Source organism: Pseudooceanicola sp. NS-SX8, assembly GCF_057380755.1.
This window is the reverse complement of record NZ_CM170819.1, coordinates 288,473-313,997: the sequence shown is the minus strand read 5'-3', so window position 1 is coordinate 313,997 and position 25,525 is coordinate 288,473. Positions and strand designations below refer to the sequence as shown.

At 63.6% G+C, this 25,525-nt stretch carries 25 protein-coding genes; 16 read left to right on the top strand and 9 right to left on the bottom strand.

Going from position 1 to position 25,525, the window contains the following annotated elements; genetic code table 11:
• The first annotated feature begins 2 nt into the window (after nucleotides 1-2).
• From AC2IR1_RS01340 to AC2IR1_RS01270, 15 genes are all read left to right on the top strand, one after another.
• The gene (locus tag AC2IR1_RS01340; RefSeq protein WP_486474490.1) at nucleotides 3-1,706 is read left to right on the top strand and encodes an amidohydrolase; all 1,704 of its coding nucleotides are present in this window, start codon (nucleotides 3-5) and stop codon (nucleotides 1,704-1,706) included.
• On the top strand, nucleotides 1,703-2,677 hold the full coding sequence (locus AC2IR1_RS01335) for a CobW family GTP-binding protein (protein WP_486474489.1): 975 nt from the start codon (nucleotides 1,703-1,705) through the stop codon (nucleotides 2,675-2,677). Before AC2IR1_RS01340 ends, AC2IR1_RS01335 begins: the two co-directional genes overlap by 4 nt.
• Before the next feature lie 110 nt (nucleotides 2,678-2,787).
• Entirely contained in the window at nucleotides 2,788-4,278 is a 1,491-nt protein-coding gene (locus AC2IR1_RS01330; RefSeq protein WP_486474488.1) for an aldehyde dehydrogenase family protein, read from the top strand.
• Nucleotides 4,278-5,006: a sulfite exporter TauE/SafE family protein gene (locus AC2IR1_RS01325; RefSeq protein ID WP_486474487.1), complete on the top strand. Its 729-nt coding sequence runs from the start codon at nucleotides 4,278-4,280 to the stop codon at nucleotides 5,004-5,006. Before AC2IR1_RS01330 ends, AC2IR1_RS01325 begins: the two co-directional genes overlap by 1 nt.
• A gap of 40 nt (nucleotides 5,007-5,046) precedes the next feature.
• Nucleotides 5,047-6,612: an ABC transporter substrate-binding protein gene (locus AC2IR1_RS01320; RefSeq protein WP_486474486.1), complete on the top strand. Its 1,566-nt coding sequence runs from the start codon at nucleotides 5,047-5,049 to the stop codon at nucleotides 6,610-6,612.
• A 75-nt stretch (nucleotides 6,613-6,687) separates the two neighbouring features.
• On the top strand, nucleotides 6,688-7,689 hold the full coding sequence (locus AC2IR1_RS01315) for an ABC transporter permease (protein WP_486474485.1): 1,002 nt from the start codon (nucleotides 6,688-6,690) through the stop codon (nucleotides 7,687-7,689).
• On the top strand, nucleotides 7,686-8,591 hold the full coding sequence (locus tag AC2IR1_RS01310) for an ABC transporter permease (protein ID WP_486474484.1): 906 nt from the start codon (nucleotides 7,686-7,688) through the stop codon (nucleotides 8,589-8,591). The genes AC2IR1_RS01315 and AC2IR1_RS01310 overlap by 4 nt, the downstream gene beginning before the upstream one ends.
• Before the next feature lies 1 nt (nucleotide 8,592).
• Nucleotides 8,593-9,594: an ABC transporter ATP-binding protein gene (locus tag AC2IR1_RS01305; protein WP_486474483.1), complete on the top strand. Its 1,002-nt coding sequence runs from the start codon at nucleotides 8,593-8,595 to the stop codon at nucleotides 9,592-9,594.
• The gene (locus AC2IR1_RS01300) at nucleotides 9,591-10,583 is read left to right on the top strand and encodes an ABC transporter ATP-binding protein (RefSeq protein ID WP_486474482.1); all 993 of its coding nucleotides are present in this window, start codon (nucleotides 9,591-9,593) and stop codon (nucleotides 10,581-10,583) included. The genes AC2IR1_RS01305 and AC2IR1_RS01300 overlap by 4 nt, the downstream gene beginning before the upstream one ends.
• Nucleotides 10,584-10,742: 159 nt before the next feature.
• Nucleotides 10,743-11,357: a ribonuclease D gene (locus tag AC2IR1_RS01295; protein ID WP_486474481.1), complete on the top strand. Its 615-nt coding sequence runs from the start codon at nucleotides 10,743-10,745 to the stop codon at nucleotides 11,355-11,357.
• A 9-nt stretch (nucleotides 11,358-11,366) separates the two neighbouring features.
• A complete protein-coding gene (gene lptC / locus AC2IR1_RS01290) occupies nucleotides 11,367-11,975 on the top strand; it encodes an LPS export ABC transporter periplasmic protein LptC (RefSeq protein WP_486474480.1) in 609 nt (202 codons plus the stop codon).
• 6 nt (nucleotides 11,976-11,981) lie between these two features.
• Complete coding sequence (gene lptA, locus AC2IR1_RS01285; RefSeq protein WP_486474479.1) at nucleotides 11,982-12,485, top strand: lipopolysaccharide transport periplasmic protein LptA; 504 nt, start codon at nucleotides 11,982-11,984, stop codon at nucleotides 12,483-12,485.
• 3 nt (nucleotides 12,486-12,488) lie between these two features.
• Complete coding sequence (gene lptB / locus AC2IR1_RS01280; RefSeq protein ID WP_486474478.1) at nucleotides 12,489-13,247, top strand: LPS export ABC transporter ATP-binding protein; 759 nt, start codon at nucleotides 12,489-12,491, stop codon at nucleotides 13,245-13,247.
• Nucleotides 13,248-13,643: 396 nt separating this feature from the next.
• Nucleotides 13,644-14,213, top strand: coding sequence for a ribosome hibernation-promoting factor, HPF/YfiA family (gene hpf, locus AC2IR1_RS01275; protein WP_486474477.1), 570 nt, complete (start codon nucleotides 13,644-13,646; stop codon nucleotides 14,211-14,213).
• A 54-nt stretch (nucleotides 14,214-14,267) separates the two neighbouring features.
• Nucleotides 14,268-14,732: a PTS sugar transporter subunit IIA gene (locus AC2IR1_RS01270; protein ID WP_486474476.1), complete on the top strand. Its 465-nt coding sequence runs from the start codon at nucleotides 14,268-14,270 to the stop codon at nucleotides 14,730-14,732.
• Nucleotides 14,733-14,796: 64 nt separating this feature from the next.
• Here the strand turns inward: AC2IR1_RS01270 and AC2IR1_RS01265 are convergent, their stop codons facing one another.
• The 7 genes from AC2IR1_RS01265 to cysQ form a co-directional block, all read right to left on the bottom strand.
• Nucleotides 14,797-16,206, bottom strand: a complete 1,410-nt coding sequence (locus AC2IR1_RS01265; RefSeq protein WP_486474475.1) for a sulfotransferase family 2 domain-containing protein — start codon at nucleotides 16,204-16,206, stop codon at nucleotides 14,797-14,799.
• A 6-nt stretch (nucleotides 16,207-16,212) separates the two neighbouring features.
• A complete protein-coding gene (locus AC2IR1_RS01260; RefSeq protein ID WP_486474474.1) occupies nucleotides 16,213-17,937 on the bottom strand; it encodes a DUF5927 domain-containing protein in 1,725 nt (574 codons plus the stop codon).
• A gap of 30 nt (nucleotides 17,938-17,967) precedes the next feature.
• On the bottom strand, nucleotides 17,968-18,954 hold the full coding sequence (locus tag AC2IR1_RS01255; RefSeq protein ID WP_486474473.1) for a glycosyltransferase family 2 protein: 987 nt from the start codon (nucleotides 18,952-18,954) through the stop codon (nucleotides 17,968-17,970).
• 114 nt (nucleotides 18,955-19,068) lie between these two features.
• Nucleotides 19,069-19,959: a glycosyltransferase family 2 protein gene (locus AC2IR1_RS01250; protein ID WP_486474472.1), complete on the bottom strand. Its 891-nt coding sequence runs from the start codon at nucleotides 19,957-19,959 to the stop codon at nucleotides 19,069-19,071.
• A 194-nt stretch (nucleotides 19,960-20,153) separates the two neighbouring features.
• On the bottom strand, nucleotides 20,154-21,137 hold the full coding sequence (galE, locus tag AC2IR1_RS01245; protein ID WP_486474471.1) for a UDP-glucose 4-epimerase GalE: 984 nt from the start codon (nucleotides 21,135-21,137) through the stop codon (nucleotides 20,154-20,156).
• Nucleotides 21,138-21,152: 15 nt separating this feature from the next.
• Nucleotides 21,153-22,037, bottom strand: a complete 885-nt coding sequence (gene galU / locus AC2IR1_RS01240; RefSeq protein ID WP_486474470.1) for a UTP--glucose-1-phosphate uridylyltransferase GalU — start codon at nucleotides 22,035-22,037, stop codon at nucleotides 21,153-21,155.
• A gap of 388 nt (nucleotides 22,038-22,425) precedes the next feature.
• Nucleotides 22,426-23,220: a 3'(2'),5'-bisphosphate nucleotidase CysQ gene (gene cysQ / locus AC2IR1_RS01235; RefSeq protein WP_486474469.1), complete on the bottom strand. Its 795-nt coding sequence runs from the start codon at nucleotides 23,218-23,220 to the stop codon at nucleotides 22,426-22,428.
• A 227-nt stretch (nucleotides 23,221-23,447) separates the two neighbouring features.
• Here cysQ and AC2IR1_RS01230 point away from each other — a divergent pair, with 227 nt between their 5' ends.
• Nucleotides 23,448-24,269, top strand: coding sequence for an ABC transporter permease (locus tag AC2IR1_RS01230; RefSeq protein WP_486474468.1), 822 nt, complete (start codon nucleotides 23,448-23,450; stop codon nucleotides 24,267-24,269).
• Here AC2IR1_RS01230 and AC2IR1_RS01225 read toward each other — a convergent pair.
• Entirely contained in the window at nucleotides 24,266-24,871 is a 606-nt protein-coding gene (locus AC2IR1_RS01225; protein WP_486474467.1) for an alpha-ketoglutarate-dependent dioxygenase AlkB family protein, read from the bottom strand. The genes AC2IR1_RS01230 and AC2IR1_RS01225 overlap by 4 nt on opposite strands.
• Before the next feature lie 3 nt (nucleotides 24,872-24,874).
• Nucleotides 24,875-25,462 (bottom strand): TetR-like C-terminal domain-containing protein, encoded by a 588-nt coding sequence (locus tag AC2IR1_RS01220; RefSeq protein ID WP_486474466.1) that lies wholly within the window; start codon nucleotides 25,460-25,462, stop codon nucleotides 24,875-24,877.
• Between the last annotated feature and the right edge of the window lie 63 nt (nucleotides 25,463-25,525).

Genomic DNA, 25,525 nt, shown 5'->3' with positions numbered 1-25,525 from the left:
CCATGTCCTCTCCCGTTACCATCTTCCAGGCCGCCAGGATCCGCACGATGAACCCGAACCGTGCACTGGCCACCCATGTCGCCGTGCAGGATGGCAAGATCCTTGCCGTCGGCGACGTGTCGGATTGCGCCGCCTGGCAGGCAAAATGGGACTGCACCCTGGATGACCGCTTCGCCGAACAGGTCCTGACCCCCGGCTTCGTCGAGGCCCACGGTCACGCCATGGAAGGATCCCTCTGGGCGAACCTGTTCCTTGGATACTTCAAGCGGACCTCCCCCGAGGGCACGGTCGAAGGCGGGCTGAAGGACATCGACGCCGTGATCGCACGGCTGAAGGAGGAAGAGGCGACGCTGACGGACCCCGATGCACCGCTCATCGCCTGGGGGTTCGACCCGATCTATTACACCGAACGGATGACGCGGAAGCACCTGGATGCCGTCTCCTCCACCCGTCCGATCGTGATCATGCATGCCTCGCTGCACCTGCTGAACGTGAACACGGTGGTGATGGAACGCGGCAACATGCTGGGCCAGGTCAACGTCGAGGGCATCCTGAAGGACGCCGAGGGCGTCCCCACGGGGGAGCTGCAGGAAATGGCGGCGATGATGATGGCCAACCGCGTGGTGGGGGAGGCGATGTCGGTGCGCGACGTGACAGTCGATGTGCTGAACCGCTACGGCCGGGCCGCCACGAACGCGGGGGTGACCACCACCACGGACCTGCACCAGCAGCTGAACGAGGATTCGCTGAACGCCTTCCTCACCGCCACCGAGGCAGAGGATTTCCCCGTCCGCGTCGTGCCCGCCATGGGGGCCATCCAGTGGACGGTCGACGAAGGCGTCGAACGGGCGCTTCGGGTGAAAAAGATGGGCAACGAAAAGCTTTACCTCGGCCTGGTGAAGATCATGACCGACGGTTCGATCCAGGGGTTCACCGGGCGACTGAAATGGCCGGGCTACCATAACGGCGCCCCCAACGGCATCTGGAACGTGCCGCCCGCGCAGCTGGCGGCGATGATCAAGGCCTACCACAAGGCCGGCCTGCAGATGCATTGCCACGTCAACGGCGACCAGGCCTCGGAATTCGTCATCGGCGTCATGGAAGAGGCCCTGACAGAGGCACCGCGCCCCGATCACCGCCACGTGCTGCAGCATTGCCAGATGGCCGACCGCGCCCAGTTCCGACGGATGAAGGCGCTCGGCCTGTCGGCCAACCTCTTTGCCAACCACATCTTCTACTGGGGCGATCAGCATTTCGAACTGACCATGGGTCCCGACAAGGCACGCCGCATGGATGCCTGCGGCACCGCGATCCAGGAAGGCGTGCAGTTCTCCGTCCACTGCGACGTGCCCGTCACGCCGCTGAACCCGCTGTTCACCGCATGGTGCGCGGTGAACCGGCTGACCTCCACCGGTCGGACCATGGGCCCGGAGGAATGCATCTCGGTCGAGGACGGGCTGAAGGCGATCACCATCAACGCAGCCTACCAGCTGAAGCTCGATCACCTCGTCGGATCCATCGAGGTCGGCAAGTTCGCCGATTTCGCCGTGCTCGACCGCGACCCGATGGAGGTGGAGCCCCTGCACCTGCGGGAGGTCCGCGTGCTGGGCACCGTGATTTCCGGCCAATGGCATGAAAGCGCCATTCCGGCAGATCAGGCGCCGGTGCCCGACGTCACCCTGCTGCCGGAGCCCGTCATCGCATGAGCGCGAAACTCCATGTCCTCGCCACCCCAAGGCCCGCCAGCATCCCGGTGACGGTGATCGGCGGTTTCCTGGGGTCCGGCAAGACCACCCTGGTCAACCGGATCCTGGGTGCCGCCAACACGCGGATCGCCGTTCTGGTCAACGATTTCGGCGACATCAACGTGGATGCGGAGCTGATCCGCTCCGACGACGGGCTGACGCTGGAACTGTCGGGCGGCTGCATCTGCTGTTCCATGTCCGAAGGCATCGGCCCCGCGCTCTGGTCCGCGATGGAGAAGAACCCGGACGAGATCCTGATCGAGGCCTCGGGCGTGGGCGAACCGCGCCGGGTTGCGGAATTCGCTCTTCTGGAACGGGGGCTGAAGCTGGACATGGTCCTGACCATGGCCAATGCCGTCGAACTGCAGGCACAGCTGGATGACCCGCTGATCGGTGACACCGTTGCGCGCCAGTTCGATGGGGCCGACCTGGTGGTCCTGAACCACGTCGACGGCGCCAGCCCTGCGCAACTGGCCGGCGCACGCGCCGCCCTGCGTCGCCTGGCCCCCGGAAAAACCGTCGCGGAAACCACCCGCGCCGACCTGCCGATGGCGCTGATGGCGGGTTCCACCCTTTCGGTGCTGACGAGCCCGCAGGAAGATCCGATCGCCCATGATCAGGTCTTTCATCGCTTCCTTGTCGAAGACGACCAACCTTTCCTGCGCGACGGCCTCGAAACGGCCCTGTCGGCTCTCCCCAGAGAGCTGCTGCGCCTGAAGGGCTGGATCGACCTGGAAGGCGAAGGTCCGATGCTCCTGCAATGGGTCGCCGGACGCTGGGAACTGACACCAACCGACGATACCCCCGAGGATACCACCCAGGACACGCCCCCCGAAAATGCCCGCGAAACAGGCACTCGCCTGGTCGGGATCGCGACCCTGCGGGACCTGCCGCTGGCCGCCCTTCTGCGGGGCGGAGCCACGAAGAGCTGAACTTAAAGGCCACCTGGCCTCATTGAAATTTCACGAGGGGCGGCGGTGGACCCATCCATTACCGCCCTCTGGCCCAAGCAAGGGGCCAACGAGCCAAGGAAGATCGAAACATGACCGAGACATCCATTCTGCCCCAGGACCCCGAAGCCCTGATCGCCTCCTACGCCGGGGTGAACCTCCTGGGCGGCGCCAGAGTCGCGACCGCTGCCACGCTGCCGGTGCTGAACCCCGCGACCGGCGCCGAAATCGGGCAGGCCGCAGCCGCCTCGGCAGAGGAGACCGCCGCCGCGATCGAGGTCGCCGCAGAAGCATTCCCCGCCTGGGCCCAGGTCCCCGCTCGCGAACGTGGCAAGCTGGTCGGCGCCGCCGCCCGCGCCATGACCGCAGAGGCAGAGGTGATCGCCCAGGCCCTGGCACGCGAAACCGGCAAGGCCATCCGCACCGAATGCCGGGGCGAAGTGAAAACCGCCATCGACATCCTCGAATTCTACTCCGGCCTTGGGTCCGAGCTGAAAGGCGAGACGGTGCCCTTCCACCCGCGTTCGCTGACCATGACGGTGCGCGAACCGCTTGGCGTCGTGGGTGCGATCCTGCCTTGGAACGTGCCGCTGGTCCTGATGATGCTGAAGATCGCGCCCGCGCTGGTGGCCGGCAACACCGTGGTCGTGAAGGCGTCGGAAGAAGCCCCCTATGCCACCTACGCGATGATCGAGATCCTGTCGAAGTTCCTGCCCGAAGGCGTCGTCAACGTCATCAACGGCACCGGCGTTAACTGCGGCGCGCCGCTTTGCGAGCATCCCAAGGTGGCCAAGATCACCTTCACCGGCTCCGAAGCCGTGGGGCAAACCGTCTATGAGGCCGGCGCCAAGAAGATCATCCCGGTGTCGCTGGAGCTGGGCGGAAAATCCCCGATGATCGTCTGCGAGGATGCCGATCTGGACAAGACCATCATCGGCGCGATCTCGGGCATGCGCTTCACCCGTCAGGGACAAAGCTGCACCGCCGCGTCGCGTATCTATGTCCACGAGAGCCTGATGGACGCCTTCATGGCAAAGCTGACCGAGGCGCTGGACAAGCTGGTGATCGGCAACCCGCTGGACGAGGCGACCGATGTCGGCACGATCATCAACGCCAAGCAGGCCAAGGTGATCACCGATTACGTCGCCCAGGCCGAAGCCACCCCCGGCGCAAAGGTCATCCGCTGCGGCAAGGCCCCCGAAGGCGAAGGCCTTTCGCCCGAGCTCTTCATGCTGCCGACCCTGCTGATGGACCTGCCCGACGACCACCCCTGCGTGATGAACGAGATCTTCGGCCCGGTCGCCTTCATCCAGACCTGGACCGACTACGATGACGTCATCGAGAAGGCCAATGCGACGCATTACGGCCTCGCCGCCTCTGTCTGGACCAAGTCGCTGTCCATCGCGCTGGACAGCACGTCGAAGCTGAACGCGGGCTTCGTGCAGGTGAACCAGAACCTGACCATCCAGCCCAACGTTTCCTACGGCGGTTTCGGCCGGTCGGGGCTGGGCAAGGAAGCCTCGCTCGAAGCGATGCTGGCCCACTTCACCCGGTCCAAGACCATCGTGATGAACTTCGACTGATGCAGCTCTATGCCCTCATATGCGCCGCGACCTTCGCGGCGGCGGTGCTGCGGGGGCTGACGGGCTTCGGCTTTGCGCTGGCCGCCGTGCCGGCGATGAGCCTGTTCCTGCCCCCCGCCCAGGCGGTGACCATCGCCATCCTGCTGCAATGCATGGTCGGGCTGCGCGACATCATTTCGACCCGGGGGCTGGTACTTTACCGGCCCCTCGGCCTCATGGCGGTCGGGGCGCTGATCGGCACGCCGTTCGGGCTCTGGGCGCTGACCCAGGCCTCTCCGGATCTGATGCGCGTGGTGCTTGCGGTGATCGTGGCGATCGGCCTGGCCGCGCTCCTGCTGAAGATCCGCCTGCCCTCGGGCGCGGGCACGGCCATCGGCGCCGGTCTGACGGCCGGGCTCTTCTCCGGCCTGGCGGCGATGCCCGGCCCGCCCGCCATCGCCTACTTTCTGGGCACGGGAACACCTGCGGTAAATACACGCGCATCGGCCATGGTGTTCTTCTTCCTGACCTCTCTCATGGCCCTTCCGGGCCTCTGGCTTGCACAGAAGATCGACGTGCAGGTCTTTACCGAAGCCCTCATCGCCCTTCCGGCCCTCCTGGTCGGTACATGGGCCGGGGGAATGGCTTTCGCCCGGCTGGGCGAGGGTGGATACCGGCTGGCCGCGATCGGCCTGCTTGGTATTACTGCCGCCATCACCGCGCTTCGCGGAATCGGCGGTCTCCTTTGATCAACCACAATAAAATCTCCCAACAGGAAGTTCTCCTCTCATGAAACTCTTCTCGAAATCCACTCTCGCCGGGGCGCTCGCCCTCGCGCTGAGCGCCGGTTTCACCCCGGCCTTCGCCGACACGCTGGTTGTCGGCACCACCCAGACCCCGCGCCACTTCAACGGCGCGATCCAGTCCGGCATCGCCACCTTCATGCCGACGGCGCAGATCTTTGCCTCGCCGCTGAAGTACGATGAGAACTGGAACCCCGAACCCTACCTGGCCGACAGCTGGGAAACTTCGGAGGACGGCCTCTCCGTCACCCTGCACCTGCACCCGGGCGTCAAGTTCCACGATGGCGTGCCGCTGACCTCTGAAGACGTGAAGTTCTCGATCGAGACGATCAAGGCGAACCACCCCTTCAAGACCATGCTGGAGCCGGTCACCACCATCGACACCCCCGATGACCTGACCGTGGTGATCCACCTGGCCCACCCGCACCCCGCGCTGCTGCTGGCCATGTCGCCCGCGCTGATGCCGATCATCCCCGAGCACATCTACGGCGAAGGCAACATCCAGGAGAACCCTGCGAACCTGAAGCCCATCGGTTCCGGCCCGTTCAAGTTCGTCGAGTACAAGCAGGGCGAATACTACAAGCTGGAAAAGAACCCCGATTTCTTCATCGAGGGTGAACCGAAGATGGACGAGGTCATCGTGCAGATCTTCGGCGACCCGGCCAACCTGACCCTGTCCGCCGAACGTGGCGACGTTGACATGGTGCCCTTCCTTTCCGCCATCCGCGACGTGCAGCGCCTCGAAAAGGCTGATGGCGTGGAAGTTTCGGACGCCGGCTACGATGCCGTGGGCCCGCTGAACTGGATCGCCTTCAACACCAAGAAGCCGCCCTTCGACGACGTCCGCGTGCGTCAGGCCATCGGTTACGCCATCAACAAGGACTTCATCCTGAAACGCCTGCTGGGCGGCGTGGCCAAGGATTCCGTCGGGCCGATCACCGCGACCTCTCCGCTGGCGACCGATGACGTCGAGAAGTACGCCTTCGACCTCGAAAAGGCCAAGTCCCTGCTGGACGAAGCCGGGCTGGAGCCCGACGCCAATGGCGTGCGCTTCACCGCCACGATGGACTTCATCCCCGCCCAGGCCGAAATGGGCCGCAACCTGGCGGAATACCTGCGTACCCAGCTGAAGCCGATCGGCATCGAGGTGGAAGTCCGCACCGCGCCCGACTTCCCCACCTGGGCCAAGCGCATCGCCTCCTACGACTTCGACATGACCGAAGACAGCGTCTACAACTGGGGTGACCCGGTGATCGGCGTTCACCGCACCTACCTGACCTCCAACATCCGCCCCGGCGTGATCTGGTCGAACACGCAGCAGTATTCCAACCCCAAGGTGGATGACCTGCTGGCAGAGGCCGCGGTGGAGCTGGACGACACCAAGCGCGCCGAGCTTTACAAGGAGTTCGCGCAGATCGTCGTCGAAGACGCGCCGATCCTCTTCATCAACGAAGTGCCGTTCTACACCGCCTACAAGGACGGGCTGACCGGCCTGCCGCAAACGATCTGGGGCGCCGTTTCGCCCTGGAGCGAAGTCGAGTGGGCTGAGTAAGCCCACTCCCCGCCCGGTCCGCCACCGCTCCCCGGCGGACCGGGATTTCCCCTCTATCCCTCCACAGGAGCTGCCATGCCTCCCCTCGTGAAGAGACTAGCCTCCGCGATCGGCCTCCTCGTGGCCGTACTCGTGCTGAACTTCCTGCTGATCCAGATGGCGCCCGGTGACCCGGTCGAGGTCATCGTCGGCGAGATGGGCGGCGCGTCCGAAGAGCTTATCGCGAAACTGCGCGCCGACTACGGGCTCGATCAGCCGGTCTACGTGCAGCTTGGCGTCTACCTTGCCAAGGTCGTGACCGGCGATTTCGGCTATTCCTACTACTTCAACCAGCCCGTGCTGGACCTGATCCTGCAGCGGTTGCCCGCGACGATCCTGCTCGTCGTTTCTGCCCTTGTCGTCGCGGTGATGGTGGGCACGCTGATGGGCATCTACTCCGCGCGCAAACCGAAGGGCCTGCTGAGCCACTTCGTCACCATCTTCTCCCTCGTGGGGTACGCTGCTCCGGTGTTCTGGACCGGGCTGATGCTGCTGATCCTCTTCGCCTCGATCTTCCCGATCTTCCCCGTCTCCGGGATGATGGACGTTCGCGGGTCGGAGACCTGGATCGGCGCCGTCTTCGACGTGCTGCACCACCTGGTCCTGCCGGCCGTCACGCTCGCCTCGATCTACATCGCCACCTATTCGCGCCTGTCGCGCGCCTCCATGCTGGACGTTCTGGGGTCCGACTACATCCGCACCGCACGGGCCAAGGGCCTGAACGAACGGCGGGTGATCTTCGGCCATGCCCTGCGCAACGGGCTGATCCCCGTGGTCACCATGGTCGGCCTGCAATTCGGCCAGCTCTTCGCCGGTGCCGTTCTGGTGGAAACGGTCTTCAACTGGCCCGGCCTCGGCCGGCTTGCCTATGAAAGCATCCTGCGCCGCGACTACCCGACGATCCTGGCGATCCTCTTCTTCTCCGCCATCCTCGTCATGGTGGCGAACATCCTGACCGATCTGGCCTACGGCAAGATCGACCCGCGCATCGGCGGGTCGCGCCGCAAGGCCTCCAAGCCCAAAGGAGCCGCCCAATGACGGACACGACTCCCGATCTGACCCCGACCGCCACGGCGCCGGAACCCGCCGGGCCCAAGCCCGCGCACCCCGCTGTCGAATTCCTGCGCGCCTTTGCCCGCAACCAGTCGGCCATCATCGGCCTGCTCCTGCTGGCTGTCGTGCTGGCCGCGACCTTCCTCGGGCCGCTGGTCTACCAGGTGGATCCCTACTCCATGGTCGACATGCCCTTCGTCGCACCCGGCGGCGAATACGCCCCGCTGGGAACCGACTATCTGGGACGTGACATGCTGGCCGGCATCATCGAGGGCGGCCGCGCGACCCTGGCGGTCGGCGGCGCCGCTGCCGTGATCTCCGTCGTGATCGGTATCCTCGTGGGCAGCTTCGCAGGCTACTTCGGCGGTTTTGCGGATGCGGCGCTGATGAAGGTGACCGAGTTCTTCCAGATCCTGCCGACCCTGCTGCTGGCGATGGTGCTGGTGACGATCTTCGGCGCCTCTCTGGTCACGATCACCATCGCCATCGGCGCGGTCAGCTGGCCGCAGGTGGCGCGCCTCGCCCGGGCGGAGTTCCTGAAGATCCGCAAGCTCGACTACGTGCAGGCCGCCCGTACCGCAGGCGCCCGCGACGCCTACCTGATCTTCCGCGTGATCCTGCCCGCCGCCCTGCCGCCGCTGGTCGTCGCCGCAGGCCTGGCCGTCGGCTCCGCCATCCTGTTCGAGGCGGGCATGTCCTTCCTCGGCCTCGGCGATCCCAACACCATGTCCTGGGGTCTGATCATCGGCCAGAACCGCAACTACCTGCTGGAAGCCTGGTGGACGGTCACCCTGCCCGGCATCGCCATCTTCATCACCGTTCTGGCGATCAGCCTGGTCGGTGACGGCATCAACGACGCCATGAACCCCAAGTTGCGGAGGCGCTGAGATGGATCCAGTTCTCGAAATCACCGACCTGAAGGTCGGCGTGGACACCGGCCGCCAGGTGCATTCCGTTCTCGATGGCGTCTCGCTGAAGCTCTACCCGGGCAAGACCCTGGGCGTGGTGGGCGAGTCGGGCTGCGGCAAGTCCATGACCGCGCTGTCCACGATGGGCCTTCTGCCGGATCGTTTCGCCGTCTCCGGCGGGTCGATCAAGCTTATGGGCGAAGACCTCCTGTCGGCCCGTCCCGCCCGCATGCGCGAGCTGCGCGGCAACGCCATCTCGATGATCTTCCAGGAGCCGATGACAGCGCTCAACCCGGTTCTGACGGTCGAACGCCAAATCGCGGAGGTCGTCGAACTGCACCAGAAGAAGACCGGCGCCGAGGCGCGGGAAATCGCCCTGGAAATGCTGCGCGCGGTTCAGATCCCCTCCCCCGAGGATCGCCTTGCCGCCTACCCGCACGAACTGTCGGGCGGGATGCGTCAGCGGGTCATGATCGCCATCGCCCTGGCCTGCCGGCCCAAGGTGATCATCGCGGACGAACCCACCACGGCGCTGGACGTGACGGTGCAGGCGCAGATCTTCCGCCTGCTGCGCGAACTGCAGGACCAGACGGAAACGGCGATCATGCTGATCACCCACGACCTTGGCGCCGTGGCGGAGATGGCGGACGAAGTGGCCGTTCTCTATGCCGGCAAATGCGTGGAAAGCGGCCCGGTGGACGCGATCCTGGGCAACCCGTCACATCCCTATACGCGCGGCCTGATGTCCTGCACTCCGCGCCTTCGCCTGGGTGCCGCAGCCGCAAGCGCCGCCGCAGAGGGGCTGGGCGAGATCCCGGGCATGGTCCCCCCGCTCGGCCGTTTCCCCAAGGCCTGCCGCTTCGCGCCGCGCTGCGCCCTGGCCGACGCCCGCTGCCACGCAGAAGCACCGCCCGTGGTGCCCGTCGCGGCGGATCACTCCGCCCTTTGCTGGAAAACCAAAGAGATGGAGAAGGTCGCATGAAGCCCCTCCTCGACGTAAGGGACCTGAAGGTCCATTTCCCCCTCGCCAATGGCGCCACCGTTCACGCGGTCGATGGTGTGACCTTTTCCGTCAACGAAGGCGAAAGCTTTGGCATCGTGGGTGAATCCGGGTCCGGCAAATCCACTACAGCCCAGGCGCTGATGCGGCTGGTCGATCCGGTCGCCGGGTCGATCACCCTGGACAAGCACCACCTCGGCTCCCTCGAAGGCGAGGCGCTGCGCGGCATCCGCCACATCCTGCAGATGGTCTTCCAGGATCCGTTCTCCTCCCTCAACCCTCGCCTTCGGGCCGGGCAGGCGGTGCGCGAACCCCTCGACCTGATGGGCCTTGGTCCCGTGCGCGGCCGCGAGGCCCGCGTGGACGAGATGTTCCGGGCCGTCGGCCTGCATCCCGATGCCAAGCGGCTTTTCCCGCACCAGTTCTCGGGCGGCCAGCGGCAGCGCCTGTGCATTGCGCGGGCGATGGTGACGGAACCCCGGCTGATCGTCTGCGATGAGCCCGTCTCGGCTCTCGACGTCGCGATCCAGGCGCAGATCCTGAACCTGCTGAAGAAGCTGCAGAAGGAAAAGCACCTGACCTACGTCTTCATCTCCCACGACCTGGCGGTGGTGCAGCACCTTTGCACCCATGTCGCCGTGATGTACCTGGGCGAATTCGTGGAAAAGGCACCGACCCAGCAGCTTTTCGCGAATGCCAAGCACCCCTACACCTGGTCCCTGATGGCGGCGGCCCTGTCCCCCGACGACCGCTCGTCGTCAAAGGAACGGTTCACCGTGACGGGGGAGCCCCCCTCGCCCATCGACCCGCCGAAGGGCTGCCGTTTCGCGGGCCGCTGTCCCTTTGCCACCGACACGTGCCGAGCAGAAAAGCCGCCGGTGAAGACCTTCGAAGACGGTCACCAGGTTGCCTGTCACTATGCGGGGGAGCTGACCCCGCCCCTGCCGGAACTGGCCGCGGCGGCGGCCTGACCTGGCGCTCCGCTCCTCCCCGTGCCCCATTCCGGGGCCATGGCGGGGGAGCGATCGCCGCCTGCCCTGCCGCGATGCAAAGGGTTCTGCCCAAGCTTCGTTTGCATCCACGGCCCCGACACCCTAAGTGAATTCGGGTAATTCCAAGGAATGCGGCCCGTGACGAATACCCTGCACAAGCACGACCTGCCCGACGGGCTGGACCTTGGCCCGGTCGTGGCCATCGACTGCGAAACCATGGGCCTGAACCCGCACCGAGACCGGCTCTGCGTGGTGCAGCTGTCGGGCGGGGACGGCAATGCGCACATCGTGCAGATCGCCGTCGGCCAGACCGAGGCGCCGAACCTGTGCCGGTTGCTGGAAGACCCTTCGGTGCTGAAGCTGTTCCACTACGGTCGCTTCGACATCGCGGCGATGTACAACGCCTTCGGCGCCCTGGCTGCGCCGGTCTATTGCACCAAGATCGCCAGCCGACTGGTGCGGACCTATACCGACCGTCACGGGTTGAAGAACCTCACCCAGGAACTGCTGGGCGTCGACATCTCCAAGCAGCAGCAGATGTCGGACTGGGGGGCGGATACCCTGACCAATGCCCAACTGGACTACGCCGCATCGGACGTCCTGTACCTGCACCGCCTGCGGGACAAGCTGAACGAACGCCTCACCCGTGAACGCCGGACCGAGATCGCGCAGGCCTGCTTCGATTTCCTTCCCACCCGCTCCAAGCTCGACCTGGCCGGCTGGCCGGACGTCGACATTTTCGCGCATTCCTGAGGGGGCAAGATGGCGATCAGCGAAGCCTCCCGGACCAGGGTTGTCCGCTGGCTGAAGATCACGTTGCCGCTGGCAGCGATCGTTCTGCTGTCCACGCTCTTCCTGATCTCCCGCAGCACGGATCCGATGGCGGAAATCCCCTTTTCGACCATCGACCTGAAGGAATCCGCGCAGAGCGAGCGGATCAGCCAGCCAAGTTTTGCCGGGGTCACCGACGAAGGGGACCAGGTTACCTTCACCGCCGACAGTGCCCTTCCGGGTGATGACGGCAAGCTGGATGCCAAGCAAATCGTGGCGCAGATCGACCTCGCGGCCGGGGGGCGGCTCAACGTTGTTGCGGACTCTGGCCTTGTCGATCAACCCGCCGACAGCACGATCCTGCGCGGCGGGGTCACCATCACCTCGTCCACCGGCTACCGCCTGCTGACCGAAGCGCTGGACCTGGGAATGAAGGTGACCCGCGCGGAGTCCGAGGGCGAGGTGCATGGCGACGGCCCCGCGGGAACACTGACCGCAGGCAAGATGAAACTGACCACGGATCCGGAAACCGGTGCGGCCTATATGGTTTTCACCGGCGGCGTGAAGCTGATATACGACCCGGGAACCAGCGAGGAGTGATCGCAAGTGACTGACGTGCTTTCCATCCGCCGCGGCCTCGCACTGGCCGCCGGTCTGATGATTGCCCTAACTGCGCCCCTCGCAGCCCAGGAAACCTCCGTCCCCTTCGGCACCGGAACTGACCGGTCGGCACCGATCCAGGTGGAATCCGAAACCCTGACCGTGGATCAGGAAGACGGTTCTGCCATCTTCACGGGGAACGTCCTGGTGGAACAGGACACGATGCGCCTTTCCGCCGCACGGGTGGAGGTCATCTACAGCGAGGATCAGTCGGATATCACGCGGCTGATCGCGACGGGCGGCGTGACCCTCGTCAGCGGAGAGGACGCGGCGGAATCCGAACGCGCGGACTACGATGTCGACACCGGCGAGCTGCTGATGACGGGCGATGTCCTGCTCGTGCGTGGCCCCAGCACCATCTCCTCCGAAAAGATGCGCGTGGACGTCGAAGCCGGCAATGCCGTGATGGAAGGGCGCGTTCGCACCTTCCTGTCCCAGGATGGGAACTGACGTTTGTCCGCAAAGTCCGAAACCACGTCCGGGGCCAAGGAAGGCCTGAAGATCGAATCCCTCCGCAAGGCCTACAAGAAGCGCGTCGTTATCCGCGACGTCTCGATGGAGCTTGCGAGGGGAGAAGTCGTGGCGCTGCTCGGTCCGAACGGTTCCGGCAAGACGACCAGCTTCTATTCCATCGCGGGACTGGTGATTCCAGAAGGCGGTCGCGTCATCCTTGACGGCACCGATGTGACCGGGCTGCCGATGTACCGCCGAGCCAAGCTCGGGATCGGATACCTGCCGCAGGAGATGTCCATCTTCCGGGGCATGAACGTCGAAGACAACATCGCAGCGATCCTCGACATCACCTATTCCGACCGCCACAAGCGCCGGGAGCGGCTGGAAGAACTGCTTTCGGAATTCTCGATCGAGCATCTGCGGCGCGCACCTGCCCTGGCGCTTTCGGGCGGTGAACGCCGACGGGTCGAAATTGCCCGCTGCCTTGCGGCAGAACCGAAATACCTTCTGCTCGACGAACCTTTTGCCGGCGTCGATCCGATCTCCGTCTCGGACATCAGGCACCTGGTCGCTGACCTGAAGACCCGGGGGATCGGGGTTCTGATCACGGATCACAACGTGCGTGAAACGCTCGAAATCATCGATCGCGCCTACATCCTGCACGACGGGACCGTCCTGATGTCCGGCACCCCGGAAGAAGTTGTCGAGAATGACAACGTGCGCCGGGTCTACCTGGGCGATTCCTTCAAGATCAGCTGAAACCCCTGTGGCGGCAGGCGCCCTGCGCGGGTATCCCGCGCGGTTTTGGCGCGGCCGTCAGATGGGATCAGGCCCCGCCGGTTCAACTCACGGCAGGTCACAATCCACGGTAAATCACTGAAACGGCGGAACAAAGCCGCTCCAAAGCTGCCTGATGGCGATGAAACGCTTTGGCAAGCTCACCCGCCGGATTTCATTGACAGATCGGCACCTCTTCTCGTCAAATGGGGACATGACAGGTTTGCGACACGCCCATGAAGCCCGCCCGCACCGCTCTCGCGGCAGGGCGGCGTTTTCGGTGTCCGGCCTGTCGTATTTCCGCAGCATTCGAGCCTGAGCACTCCGGTGGCCCCGTGCCACCCGGCTGACGCCCGAAATGTCATGAGAGGAGACGGAATGCGTTACAAGATCACCGGCAAGCAGATCGACATCGGCGATGCCCTGCAACATCACGTCAAGGAAGGGGTCGACGCGGCAGTGGCGAAATACGCCGAAAGCCCCACCGATGCGAATGTCACCTTTTCCAAGGACGCGCATGAATTCATCTGCGAAACGACCGTACATCTCTCCACCGGCCTGACGGCCCAGGCCCAGGGCCGAGCCACCGAAATCTACGCCGCTTTCGAAAAGTGCTGCGACAGGATGGAAAAGCAGCTTCGCCGCTACAAGCGCCGCCTGAAGGACCACCACACAAAGCGGGTCGAGCCGGTTGAAATCTTCGAAGGCTCCTCGTATATCCTCGCCGCGGATCAAGCGAACGAGGAATCGGAGCCCGAGGATCTGCAACCTATTATCGTCGCGGAGATGGAGACGAGAATTCCGTCGCTCTCTGTTGGCGAAGCCGTCATGCAGATGGAACTGGCAGGAGCCCCTGTGCTGGTCTTCCGCAACGAGGGAAAGAACGGTCTTAACGTGGTCTACCGCCGCGACGATGGAAACATTGGCTGGATCGATCCGCGTAGCTAGAGGCCCCCGGCCCCGCCACGCGGGACCGGACCGCCCGAAACAGCATGAGGCAGAATGAAACTGTCAGAGATCCTCAAGCCCGAGGCGATCAAAGTTGTCGCCTCGGCTTCCAGCAAGAAGCGGTTGCTTCATGACGTCGGTGAACTGGCACATTCGGCCTTCGGGCTGGACCAGTCCAACGTCGTGGAAGCGCTTCAGGAGCGGGAGTCTCTGGGTCCGACCGGTGTCGGTCACGGTGTTGCCCTGCCTCATGCGCGCCTCGACGGGCTGACCGCGGTGCAAGGCGGCTTCATCATGCTTGAAAAGCCGGTGGACTTCGACTCGATCGACCGTCAGCCGGTTGATCTCGTCTTCGCTCTCTTTGCGCCGCGCGATGCGGGTGTGGAACACCTCAAGGCGCTTGCCCTCGTGTCCCGCTCCCTGCGTGACCAGACCCTGTGCAAGAAGCTGCGCTCCAATCCCGATCCCTCGACGCTTTACGCGATCCTGACATCGGGGCAGGACGTGCAGGCAGCCTGATAGCTGGATCTGAACAAGAAGGGGTGCCGATCAAGGAGCCCTTTTCCGTTTCCAAGACTGCGTTTCAGCCCTGCCAGGGGCCGAACCCGAAGATCATGTAGTCTCTTTGATAGGCCTCTGCTGCCTTCGCCTCGACCTCCGCATCGTAGATCTGCGCCAGGGCGAATGGGGTCTCCCCCTGCCCGTGATCAGGCAGCGGGCCCACCTTGCCAAAGCGTTGCGCCAGGCGCGGCAGGTCATCTGCCAGATCCTCTTCGCGCAGAACGAGGTCCGGCACCGCAAACTGCGCCATGCCTTCCAGGATCGTTGACTGGCTTGCCCAGTGGGGATCAACGCGCACCCCCGTTTGCTGGGACAGGTTCGCCTTGAGGAAATCAAGAAACCCGACAAAGGCTTCGCGGTGCTGCTCCAGGGAGTAGGCCCCGCCGGGCTGACCGGGGATCGGCAGCTTGTAGCGCTGCCGAAGCACCTTTCGGATCTCGGCAAACTTGCCTTCAAGGATCTTCTCGCAGAAGGCCGCATGCGCCCGGGCGACCGGATGACGCAACACGGTAAAGCTGCGGTGACCGGAATTGCCGCGCATCCACTGCCGCAATTCCCGCTGACTGAACTTGCGCCGCAGTTTGCCGGGTTTCACTCCGTCCAGCCCCGCCAGCCAATGCTCCACCTGTTTTTCCGGTCCGCCCTTTACCGGCATGAAGAGCAAAGGCACCTCCGCTCCGGCCACGAAGGCGGGCACCTGGGGGCCCCTGCGCGGTTCGAAATTCGGCGTGCGGGACAGGTTGAACCGATCCAGCCGGGACAGCACTTCATCCATCTCCGGGAAATTCGCGACCTTCTGCTCCAGCGGCTCCGGGTTTTGCACCTTCAGTTTCTGCGACAGGCTGTCGAGGCGCCCGTCCACTTCCAGCCAGGAGGCGAGCCCGTTCATCACGTCGAGGCTCTGCAAATCCTCGTAGTCGATGTAGAAGGCCGTCTGGCCGGTGACCTGGAACGTCTTCATCAGTCGCAGCTGGAAGGCCTGCAGCTCTGCCAGATGCGTTTCGAATTCCTCTGCGTCGAATTCGGCCTGAACCTCCTTGCGGCGACGCACGTCGGTCAGTTTCCACTGCCCCGTTCCCCGGGCGATCTTCCAGGAGACGTAGCTTTCGGCCGGATTGCGCGTCAGCACGATCTTTGCGCAACGCGCGTCGGTCAGGGCCAGGTCCAGAACCCGCTGATCGTGGTTGTGGAAGAAGCGAAATCCGTTGAGACCCGGCGCCGCACGCACCGCTTCGATCATCGCCAGCGGATCCTCGTCACGCTGATCCAGGGTCAGCCCCAGGCAGTCCTCCGCATTCGGATAGGCTATGAAGAACGGGTTGAAGACCTCCCCCAGGCAAGAGACGCCGTCCAGGGCATTCAGGTTCGCTTCCAGGAAGTTGGACCCGGTGCGCATCTCTGCAAGGACGATGAAGTAATCGAAACGGCTCATGACACTCTATTTCTGCACCAGGTAGGGGCGGCGCGGCTTGCGTGGCTTGTCTTCCGGACCATCGTCCTTGGTCGGGGCATCCTCCGCCAGCACCGGGAAATCCCCCATCAGGTACGGATGCATGCCCTGGTTCTTGAGGTTCTGCAGGAACTGGCCAAAACCCGAAAGCTCCCGCATCTGGGGCACCTCGGAAAGGCGGCGCGCCGTGCGGATCCCCATTTCATCGACGGCGGCCTGCAGGGGCTCCATCGGGGCCTCGACAAAATCTGCCATGGTCCAGATCCGGACCCGCGCCTTGGCCCAAGGGGACCGCAGGGCATGCAGGAAGTCGGCCTCGACCTTCTGCAACTGCGCCGCCTCGCGCCGCAGCTCTGCAAAGTCCCCGCCAGCCCGAAAGAGCGGAACCGCCCAGGCGCCGGAGATGACGGAAATCTGCGCGTTGGCATCCTTTGCCATGTCCCAGGCCACCGCCTGGTTGGCACGCGGCGAATACTGAAAGCACTGCCGCTCCCCCCGGGTGTTCCAGATCAGGTTGGTCAGGAAGCTGCGTGGGGCGTAATCCCGCAACGTGGCGCTTTTGCTCAGGCCGCCATTGATCTCATCCTGGCCGCCGGCGAATTCTGCATCGCCCGGGCCGAAGATGTGGCCATGCACCCTGCAGCCGGAGGTCCGCGCGAGCCAGCTCTCGAACTCCACGAACAATTCGCTGAACCCCTGGAAGACGGAATACTGGGTCCCTGTCAGCCCGCCTTCCCAGCCCTCGCGGGGGAAGCGGCTCTGCATGTATAGCCCTGCGCGGCCGCGCGTGCGCCGTTCCACCGCCTTGGAAAAGATCCTGTCGATCTTGCCCGGGTTCGGCTCCCGCTTCTTCATCGCGCCTTCCGCATCGGTCAGGAAGGCACGGTACAACCGGTTTGCCTGCGGCCATATCTTGCGGGCGACGAAGCAGTCGGACCGCCGCAGCAGTTGCAGGTGATCGTCGTAGAAGATGTGCGGTTTTCCCTGGAAGTCGAATTTCGACAGGGTCAGGGAGCGGCTTTCCACGTGGACCGAGTGTTTCCGCGTCAGGGTCTGGAAATAGGCCTCATCCGGTATCCAGACCTTTTTGAAATAGCGATCATACTCCCGCCGCTGCGGATCCTGCAGGATCGCGCGCAGCGTGCTGCTTGTCAGGCACCACCACTGGCTTCCCATGTGAGGCACGATGCCAGAAGGGATGCGGCGCCGGAAACCGACACGGCGCTGAAACTGCACATAGCGGTCGAAGGCACGGCGCTGCGTCTTCCACGAAAACGGAAAGCGCAGGGTGAACCGTTCTTCGTCCAGCCCGCCGACAGTCCAGGGAACATCGGAGGTGGTCGCGCTTTCGATGAAGTCGGTGTCTGGCCGCGCGCGGAGGTAGGTCTTTAGCTCCTCCACCGGGCGAAGAGGCAGGCAGGAGCCGGACGACAGGTAGACGTGACGCAGGTTCGGGAACTCTTCCAGCAGCAGCTCCACCGCGTCCTGAGTCGCGGCGACGATCCCCCAGGTACCCCAGGTGCAGACGTGCCGGGTGGAGAAGCGCACAAGGTCCACATCTTTCAGAGCATCGCGAAAACGCGCCTCGGTCCGGTCGGAAACCTTTCGATCCAGGTGGATGACAACAGGACACCCGGACGCGGCCCAATGGCGCGCGACCTGCTCTGCACGGCCCAGGGCCGTGTGAACCAGCATGACGATGCCGACGCCCACGCCTGTGTCATCTCCCCTTGTTCGGGCCGGTCAGGCCCAGTTCCCCTTCGACATCAGCCCGAGAATTTCGAGCTGACGCCAGTTAATGTACTTCTCGGACCATTTGCACCAGAGCTCTGGCTGATCCTGCATGCGCTTGTCGTAGGCTATGTATTCCTGGGACTCGCCGTAATGCTGGTGGCGAACAAGTTCCTCCTTCGCCTTTGCGCCAAAGGTGTCGAGGAACTTCGTATGGAGCAGAACCCCAGAGGCCTTCTCCCCTCCCCATTCGTCGAAGACGAGGTTGAGCCCGCGAGGGAGGAGCGAATGCGTGGAAGAGTTATAGGCGTAGCGCCGGTTCCAGCGCACCAGCGGGATCTTGTTCAGGGCCGGCGCCTTGTAGGGATCATCTTCGAAGAAGACGCGCATGCGGGGCCCACCCTGGATCCAGAGGTTTTCCTCTGCCACGTTCCGGGTGATCACGTAGTTGCCGGAATCGAACCAGCTGGCAATTTCCAGCGGATCCTGCCCTTCCTGATACGGTTGCGCCCCCACCGCTTCCTTCGGATACATGTCCAGCAGCATGGCGGAAAAAGATCGGATTTCGCAGGCGTCCAACCAGTCGGTCAGCGCATTGAGCGGTCGCGTGTCGCAAAACGGGTAGATGAAGAATTCATCAGGATCCACCGTCAGGCACCAGTGTTCATGCCCATACCGCATGAGCAGCCAGTTGACCCAGTCCATGCCGAACCGGGCGTTCTTGTAGCTGGCCGTCGTTGTCCAGACCGAACAATCCTCTTGCGCGGCCAGGTACTCCCGCGAACCGTCGGTACTGTCATTGTCCACGAACAGGAAATGGTTGATGCCCAGATCCCGGTAGTATTCCAGGAAATACGGCAGGCGGGTCTTTTCGTTGCGGAGCGTTGCATAGGCAAGGATGTCGCGCCGCCGGATCTTGCGGGTCCGGTTCTTCACCACGGAAAGCTGGTGACGCTTGCGAAGCGCCCGATAGAGGAGAAAGCGTTTCCTACGCCCCATCCGATATGAGTCGGCCCAGCCCAATTCACTGCTCCTGCGTCCCGGGCCTACGGTATCGACCCCGCGTGCCGCCTCTTCGCACTAGAAGCGGATCTTCGCCGGACAGTCTACAATCTATTTCTCTATGAAAACAGAACTGCCTGAAAGATCAGCCGCCTGCGGGCCCCGCATGAGGCCCAGCTGCTGCAACTGGCGAGGCCCTTCGTAGCGCCGGGTCCCGCTCCACCAGGCGTCCGGCTGCGCTTCGACCGCCTGATGATAGGCTGCAAAGGCGGCCGGGTCTCCGAAGTGCTGTTGTCTTTGCCGCTCCTCGGCGGCCCGTGCCGCGCTGTCTGGCAGGAACTTTGTATGGAGCAGGACACCGGAGGGCCCGGGCCCCGCGGGCCCGCGGTAGGCAGCGTTCAGGGACGACGGCAGCAGGGAGTGGGTCGAATTCAGGTAGGCATAGCGCCAGTGCCACTTCACCAGGGGCAGCTTGTTCAACGTCGGTCCCTGCGCCGGGGCCTGCTCGAAAAACACCCTTTCGCGCATCCCCCCCTGCAGCCAGAGGTTGCCGTGCCGCTCCTGCCAGACCGCACGATAGGGACCCGTGTCGAAACCGCAGAGCAGCCCGGTCGGATCCTGACCGGCCTCGTAGCCCCCCTGCCCCAGCCCCCCGGGCTGGTAGAGGTCAAGCATGAGGGCCCCCATGGCAGACTGGCCCAGGTGATCGAGGCGGGCGGCCAATGCGGGCAGGTCAAGGCTTTCGCAATCCGGGTAGACCAGCAATTCATCCGCATCCACGGTCAGGCACCAGCGACCGGCGCCATGGTGCATCAGCAACCAGTTGATCCAATCCATGCCGAAGCGGCTGTCGCGGTAGCTGGCATCGCTGCGCCAGACAAGGACATCCGGCTGCGCGGCCAGATACTCCAGCGACCCGTCCTCGCTGCCATTGTCCACGATCAGGAAGTGACAGGCGCCCAGGCCGCGATAATGCGCCAGGAACCAGGGCAGCCGGAGCATTTCATTTCTGAGACAGGCAAAGACGAGCACGCCTTCTTGCGGAACCGAAAGGGCCCTGTTGGACACGAACCGCAGCTGATGACGCGCCCGCAGCGCACGCCAGAGCAGTCTGCGACGCAGCAGGCGAAGACGATAGCGTTGCCAACGGCCAAGTGAAGGCGGGGGGCCCGGATCAACCGGGCCCCCGCCTGCCTTCACTTCTCGTAGTGTCCCGTCTGATGCCACCGCCATGCGTCCTCGATCATAGTATCGAGGGTGGAGCGTGTCGGTGTCCAGCCCAGTTCGGTTTCCGCCCGCACCGATCCGGAAACAAGCTTGGTGCAATCGCCTGCCCGGCGCGGCCCCTCCTCGAACGGGACGTTACGATTGGTGACCGCGCGGGAATGATCAATCACCTCCCGCACCGAAAAACCGCTGCCGGTGCCCAGGTTGAAAACCCTGTTGCCCTTGCCTTCGGCCAGCCACTTCACCCCCAGGACATGCGCATCGACCAGATCACAGACATGAACGTAGTCACGAATGCAGGTGCCATCCGGCGTATCATAGTCGGTACCGAAAACGGTAAGCGCCGGTCTCTTGCCGTCGATCGCCTCCAGCATGATCGGGATCAAGTGGGTTTCGGGGCGATGATGCTCCCCGACCTCCGCCTCGGGATCACCACCTGCCACGTTGAAGTAGCGGAAGATGACATGCCGCAGGCCGTAGGCTTCTCCGAAGTTCTTCAGGATATCCTCGACCGCCTTCTTGGAGGCCCCGTAGGCGTTGATCGGATGCTGCTCCGTCTCCTCGTCCAGCACGACGTTGTCATGCTCCCCGTAGGTTGCGCAGGTGGAGGAAAAGACGAAGTTCAGGCAGCCGGCGTTCACCGCCGCCTCGATCAGGTTCAGGGACCCCAAGACGTTGTTGCGCCAGTAGAGCCCCGGCTCCTTCATGCTTTCGCCGACCTGGCTGAGCGCGGCGAAGTGCATCACCGCAACGGGTTCATACTTTGCGAAGACCTCGTTCAACCGGGCGCGGTCCAGCAGGTCACCCTGTTCGAAGGGGCCGAACTTGACCGCGTCTTCCCACCCGGTGACCAGAGAATCGAAGGTGACCGGCGTATAGCCGGCCGCCTTCAGTGCCTTGCAAGCGTGCGAACCGATGTAGCCGGCACCACCGGTCACCAGAACATTGTCCATCGGATGCTCCTATCGTCAGGCCTTGCCGGGGACCACGTCCTGCAGGAAGCCCATGAGCTCATCACGCAGGTCTTCGCGTTCCAGGCCGAAGGAAACCGTCGCCTGCAAGAAGCCAGCCTTGGAGCCGCAATCGAAACGCTGCCCCTTGAAGCGGAAGCCGTGCACGGGACGCCCGGCTTCGATCTCGTCCGCGATGGCATCGGTCAGCTGAACCTCGCCACCGGCACCGGTTTTCATCTTGTCGAGGTTCGCCATCACCTCGGGCGTCAGGACGTAGCGCCCGATGACCGCGAGGTTCGAAGGCTGGGTGCCCGGGGCGGGTTTCTCGACCATGCCCTTGACCGAAACCACGTCGCCCTTGTCTTCCTTGACGTCCAGAATGCCGTAGGACTTCGCCTTGTCCTCCGGCACTTCCATCGCCGCGACCATGCTGGCCGGTTCTTCTTCGAAGGCTTCGACCATCTGCTGCAGGCAGGGCTTTTCCGCCGCGATGACGTCATCGGGCAGCAGAACGGCGAAGGGTTCGTTCCCGATCAGGCGACGGGCGCACCAAACCGCGTGACCAAGGCCCAGGGCCTGGTGCTGGCGGATGTAGGCAATCGCGCCGCTCTCCATGTAGGTCGATTTCAGGACCTCGAGCAGGTCGTCCTTGCCCTTCTTCTCAAGTTCCGCTTCCAGCTGCGCGCTGTGGTCGAAGTAGTCTTCGAGCGCGGATTTGCCCCGCGAGGTGACGAAGATGAATTCCGTGATACCGGCGGCGCGCGCCTCGTCGATGGCGTACTGGATCAGGGGGCGGTCCACCAAGGTCATAATTTCCTTGGGAACAGACTTGGTTGCAGGGAGGAAGCGGGTCCCGAGACCGGCAACGGGAAAAATCGCTTTGGTGACCTTATTTTGCACTTTTAGCCCTCAATTATTCTGCGCAGCCGCCCATTTCGGATCGGCCTGCATGATCATGAACTCCGGGTGGGTGCCCGTGTAGAATGAAGATGATGCAACCTAGTTACTCACGTAATGTGACCATCGCCGACTCGCCTTGCGGTTACCACCGCTGAGAGGCAATTTTGCCGGTTTTGCCGGGGCATCGCCGGTTTTTAGCCCGCTCGTTTGCCAGCAGTCCAGATCTCGGGCTCCCCCGAAGGTTGCTTTGCATCTCCACTTCGTCACCAGACGCATTGCCCCACCCAGGAGCAGTTCCATTCTGGAAGATAGACCCTTCGGTCCGGAAGTCGATGGCAGCAGGGCCGCCGGGCGGCGGACCGCCACCTGACGGTCCGACAGCCCTGCTTCAGGCCTCTTTCAGATCGACGCCCGGCGCATATGCGATGAAGAAGGGGTTGGCATAGCCATCCTTGCCGTAAAGCAGGGGCGTGTGGTCGTCGAAGCGGACCACCGCGCCACCGGCGCCAACCAGCACGGCATGGCCGGCTGCGGTATCCCACTCCATGGTGCGACCGACGCGCGGGTAGATGTCCGCCTCGCCCGTTGCGACAAGGCAGAACTTCAGGGACGAACCGGCGGACTTGCTGTCCTTCACCGCGTACTTGTTGATGTAGTCGTCCGTTGCCTGGTCCCGGTGGCTTTTCGACGCGACAACGAGCAGCGCGGAATTGTCGGGATCGGACACGCGAATCGGTTTGGTTTCCCCCGCCTCGGCACCGAACGGGCCCAGTTCCTCGACCGTGCTGCCGTCGGCGAGGGTGTAGAACATCCGCTCACGTGCAGGGGCATAGACCACACCCCGGGTCGGCACGCCGTCTTCGACCAGCGCGATATTGACCGTGAAATCACCGCGTCGATTGATGAACTCCTTGGTCCCGTCGAGCGGATCGACAATCAGGAAGGTGCTCGCCTTTTCACTGTGAGAGGCCGATTGCTCCTCGGTCACCAGAAGAACGTCGGGAAATGCCTCCTTCAGGCCCTTCGAAATCAGCGCATCGGCCGCTTCGTCGGCGACCGTGACGGGGCTGTCGTCCGACTTCAGCTTCACGTCGAAATCGTCGGCCTCGTAGATTTCCATGATCTTTGCGCCCGCCTCGAGCGCCAGGTCACGCATCACAATGGTCAGCTTCTCGAAATCCAAATCAAATCTCCTTGCAGCTCGTCGCAGATGAAACAGTCACCCGAGCGTTCTTCGAATCCTGCGGGCAGCATCGGAAGCTCTGTCGCGTGATCACTTCCGGTTGTGCACCCGACCCAGCCATAATTGATCGCGGGGGCAAGACAAGCTATCTTTCTCTGACAACAAGAGCTCAACCGGCGCCGCACAGCGAAACGGCCGATGGGCTAACAAGGGCAGAGAACCGGCGCATGTTTCAGCAGCGAGCGAAGAAGACGCGGCTTCAGTCCGCCATCGCCATGGCCGAGCTGATCTTCCACTCGACCGCCCATAACATTCGAAAAAGCCACAACAACGCGGTTCTTTCGATCGTGAATAACCTGGTGCGGGTGGCGATCATGCTGGCCGTCTTCTACCTCATGTTCACGATCCTGGGGCTGCGCCGCACGGCGATCCGCGGCGACTTCCTGCTGTTCATGCTGTCCGGCGTCTTCATCTACATGACGCATGTGAAAACGGTTTCCGCCGTGATGGGGGCCGATGGCCCGTCTTCGCCGATGATGAAACATGCGCCGATGAACACAATCATCTCGCTGGCATCTTCGGCGCTTTCCACGCTCTACCTGCAGGTCCTGACGCTGCTGATCATCCTCTTCGTGTACCACGTCGCAGTACGGCCCTTCGAAATCTACGATCCGCCAGCGGCCTTTGCCTGCCTGCTGACAGCCTGGTTCTACGGCATCTCGGTCGGGGTCTGCTTCCTTGCTGTCAAACCGTGGTTTCCGGAATTCACCGGCATCGCGGCGCAGCTTTACACGCGGGCCAACATGATCGCCTCGGGCAAGATGTTCGTCGCGAACCAGATCACCCCCCAGATGCGCAACCTGTTTGACTGGAACCCGCTTTTCCACACGATCGATCAGGCGCGGGGCGACACCTTCATCAACTACAACCCGCACTTTTCCTCTCTGGAATATGCGCTTTGGGTTGCGGTTGCCCTCTTCTGCCTGGGCATGATCGGTGAATTCTACACCCGTCGCCACGTCTCCGTGTCCTGGAGCGCGCGGCGCTAATCCACCACCCGGCATGTCAGGTTGATCCGTCCTCCCTGCGCCAGCAGGGAAGATGAACCGGCACGGATCTTGTCGATCCCGTGGTACAGAAGGCGCGCCTCTCCTCCGAGGAGGAGGGCATCGCCACTTCCGAGCCAGACCGACTCGGTCTTGCCCCCACGCTCCCTGTTGCCGATCCGAAACAACCCGTCATCACCCAGGGATATGGACAGCACCGGGAAAGAAAAGTCGGCCTCGTCCCGGTCCTGGTGCAGCCCCATCCGGGCGTTCTCGCCGTAGAAATTCACCAGGCAGCAATCCGGTTCGCGCGACATGCCGGTCAGGTCGTGCCAAAGGCGCAGAACCGCGCCGGGGATCGGCGGCCAGTCCACCCCTGTCGGATGCCGAGGTTCGTATCGATACCCCCGACGGTCGGAGTACCAGCCATACTTCCCGGCCGAGGTCATGCGGACCGACATCTTCTTCCCCCACCGAGTTTCGGGGGAGAACAGCGGCGCGGCACGCTGTACGGCGCGCAGATCCTCCAGCAAGGCTTCCTGTGCCGCGCGGTCAAGCGCTTGCTGCCATATCTGGACACCTCTGATCGTCAGGCTGGGGGGCATCGTTCAGCTCCGGTAGTCGATATCCGGCAGGATGTCCTCTATCCCGAGGTGACGCATCCCGTCCTTGTCGAAGACATCCTGAACGGTAAGCTGCGCGAAGCCGTGGACAAGGCACCAGTTCAGCATCTGAGCCCTTTTGTCTGCCTCCGGCTTGTCCATCTTTCCCCAGATCATCCCATCCGAGACGCGGCGCAGCACGTCAGCGCAGGCCGCGAGCGGCTCTTTCAGGACCGGATCGGAGAAATCCAGCTTGCGGCGGGAAAACATCAGCTCGAACAAGGCGGGGTGGGATTTGGCGAAGTCGACATACCCGCGGAAGGCCGTCATTCGGGTCACGGCCTGGCTTGCACCCGGCGGCAGATCCCGTTGCATTTCATCCAGCAGCAGACTGTAGCCTTCCGCCGCGATGGCCGTCAGCAGCCCCGCGAAATTCCCGAAGTGGTTCTTTGGCGCCGTATGGCTGACGCCGACCCTTTCCGCGCAGGCGCGCAGGGAGAGCCTGTCCAGGCCTTCCTCTTCCAGGAGTTCGAGGCCGGCCTGCACCAATGCGGGCCGCAGGTTGCCGTGGTGGTATTTCTTGTCACTCGTCATTCGGCCGTTATTCACCGGAATATTTCCGGTGTAAATATTTTCATTGACCGACCGGAGGCGACT

What these genes read in the sequence shown, in the direction of transcription:
- AC2IR1_RS01340 (WP_486474490.1), top strand. Translation starts at nt 3, where the DNA reads ATGTCCTCTCCCGTTACCATCTTCCAGGCCGCCAGGATCCGCACGATG.
- AC2IR1_RS01335 (WP_486474489.1), top strand. Translation starts at nt 1,703, where the DNA reads ATGAGCGCGAAACTCCATGTCCTCGCCACCCCAAGGCCCGCCAGCATC.
- AC2IR1_RS01330 (WP_486474488.1), top strand. Translation starts at nt 2,788, where the DNA reads ATGACCGAGACATCCATTCTGCCCCAGGACCCCGAAGCCCTGATCGCC.
- AC2IR1_RS01325 (WP_486474487.1), top strand. Translation starts at nt 4,278, where the DNA reads ATGCAGCTCTATGCCCTCATATGCGCCGCGACCTTCGCGGCGGCGGTG.
- AC2IR1_RS01320 (WP_486474486.1), top strand. Translation starts at nt 5,047, where the DNA reads ATGAAACTCTTCTCGAAATCCACTCTCGCCGGGGCGCTCGCCCTCGCG.
- AC2IR1_RS01315 (WP_486474485.1), top strand. Translation starts at nt 6,688, where the DNA reads ATGCCTCCCCTCGTGAAGAGACTAGCCTCCGCGATCGGCCTCCTCGTG.
- AC2IR1_RS01310 (WP_486474484.1), top strand. Translation starts at nt 7,686, where the DNA reads ATGACGGACACGACTCCCGATCTGACCCCGACCGCCACGGCGCCGGAA.
- AC2IR1_RS01305 (WP_486474483.1), top strand. Translation starts at nt 8,593, where the DNA reads ATGGATCCAGTTCTCGAAATCACCGACCTGAAGGTCGGCGTGGACACC.
- AC2IR1_RS01300 (WP_486474482.1), top strand. Translation starts at nt 9,591, where the DNA reads ATGAAGCCCCTCCTCGACGTAAGGGACCTGAAGGTCCATTTCCCCCTC.
- lptC (WP_486474480.1), top strand. Translation starts at nt 11,367, where the DNA reads ATGGCGATCAGCGAAGCCTCCCGGACCAGGGTTGTCCGCTGGCTGAAG.
- hpf (WP_486474477.1), top strand. Translation starts at nt 13,644, where the DNA reads ATGCGTTACAAGATCACCGGCAAGCAGATCGACATCGGCGATGCCCTG.
- AC2IR1_RS01270 (WP_486474476.1), top strand. Translation starts at nt 14,268, where the DNA reads ATGAAACTGTCAGAGATCCTCAAGCCCGAGGCGATCAAAGTTGTCGCC.
- AC2IR1_RS01265 (WP_486474475.1), bottom strand. Translation starts at nt 16,206, where the DNA reads ATGAGCCGTTTCGATTACTTCATCGTCCTTGCAGAGATGCGCACCGGG.
- AC2IR1_RS01255 (WP_486474473.1), bottom strand. Translation starts at nt 18,954, where the DNA reads ATGGGGCGTAGGAAACGCTTTCTCCTCTATCGGGCGCTTCGCAAGCGT.
- AC2IR1_RS01250 (WP_486474472.1), bottom strand. Translation starts at nt 19,959, where the DNA reads ATGCTCCGGCTGCCCTGGTTCCTGGCGCATTATCGCGGCCTGGGCGCC.
- galE (WP_486474471.1), bottom strand. Translation starts at nt 21,137, where the DNA reads ATGGACAATGTTCTGGTGACCGGTGGTGCCGGCTACATCGGTTCGCAC.
- AC2IR1_RS01230 (WP_486474468.1), top strand. Translation starts at nt 23,448, where the DNA reads ATGTTTCAGCAGCGAGCGAAGAAGACGCGGCTTCAGTCCGCCATCGCC.
- AC2IR1_RS01225 (WP_486474467.1), bottom strand. Translation starts at nt 24,871, where the DNA reads ATGCCCCCCAGCCTGACGATCAGAGGTGTCCAGATATGGCAGCAAGCG.
- AC2IR1_RS01220 (WP_486474466.1), bottom strand. Translation starts at nt 25,462, where the DNA reads ATGACGAGTGACAAGAAATACCACCACGGCAACCTGCGGCCCGCATTG.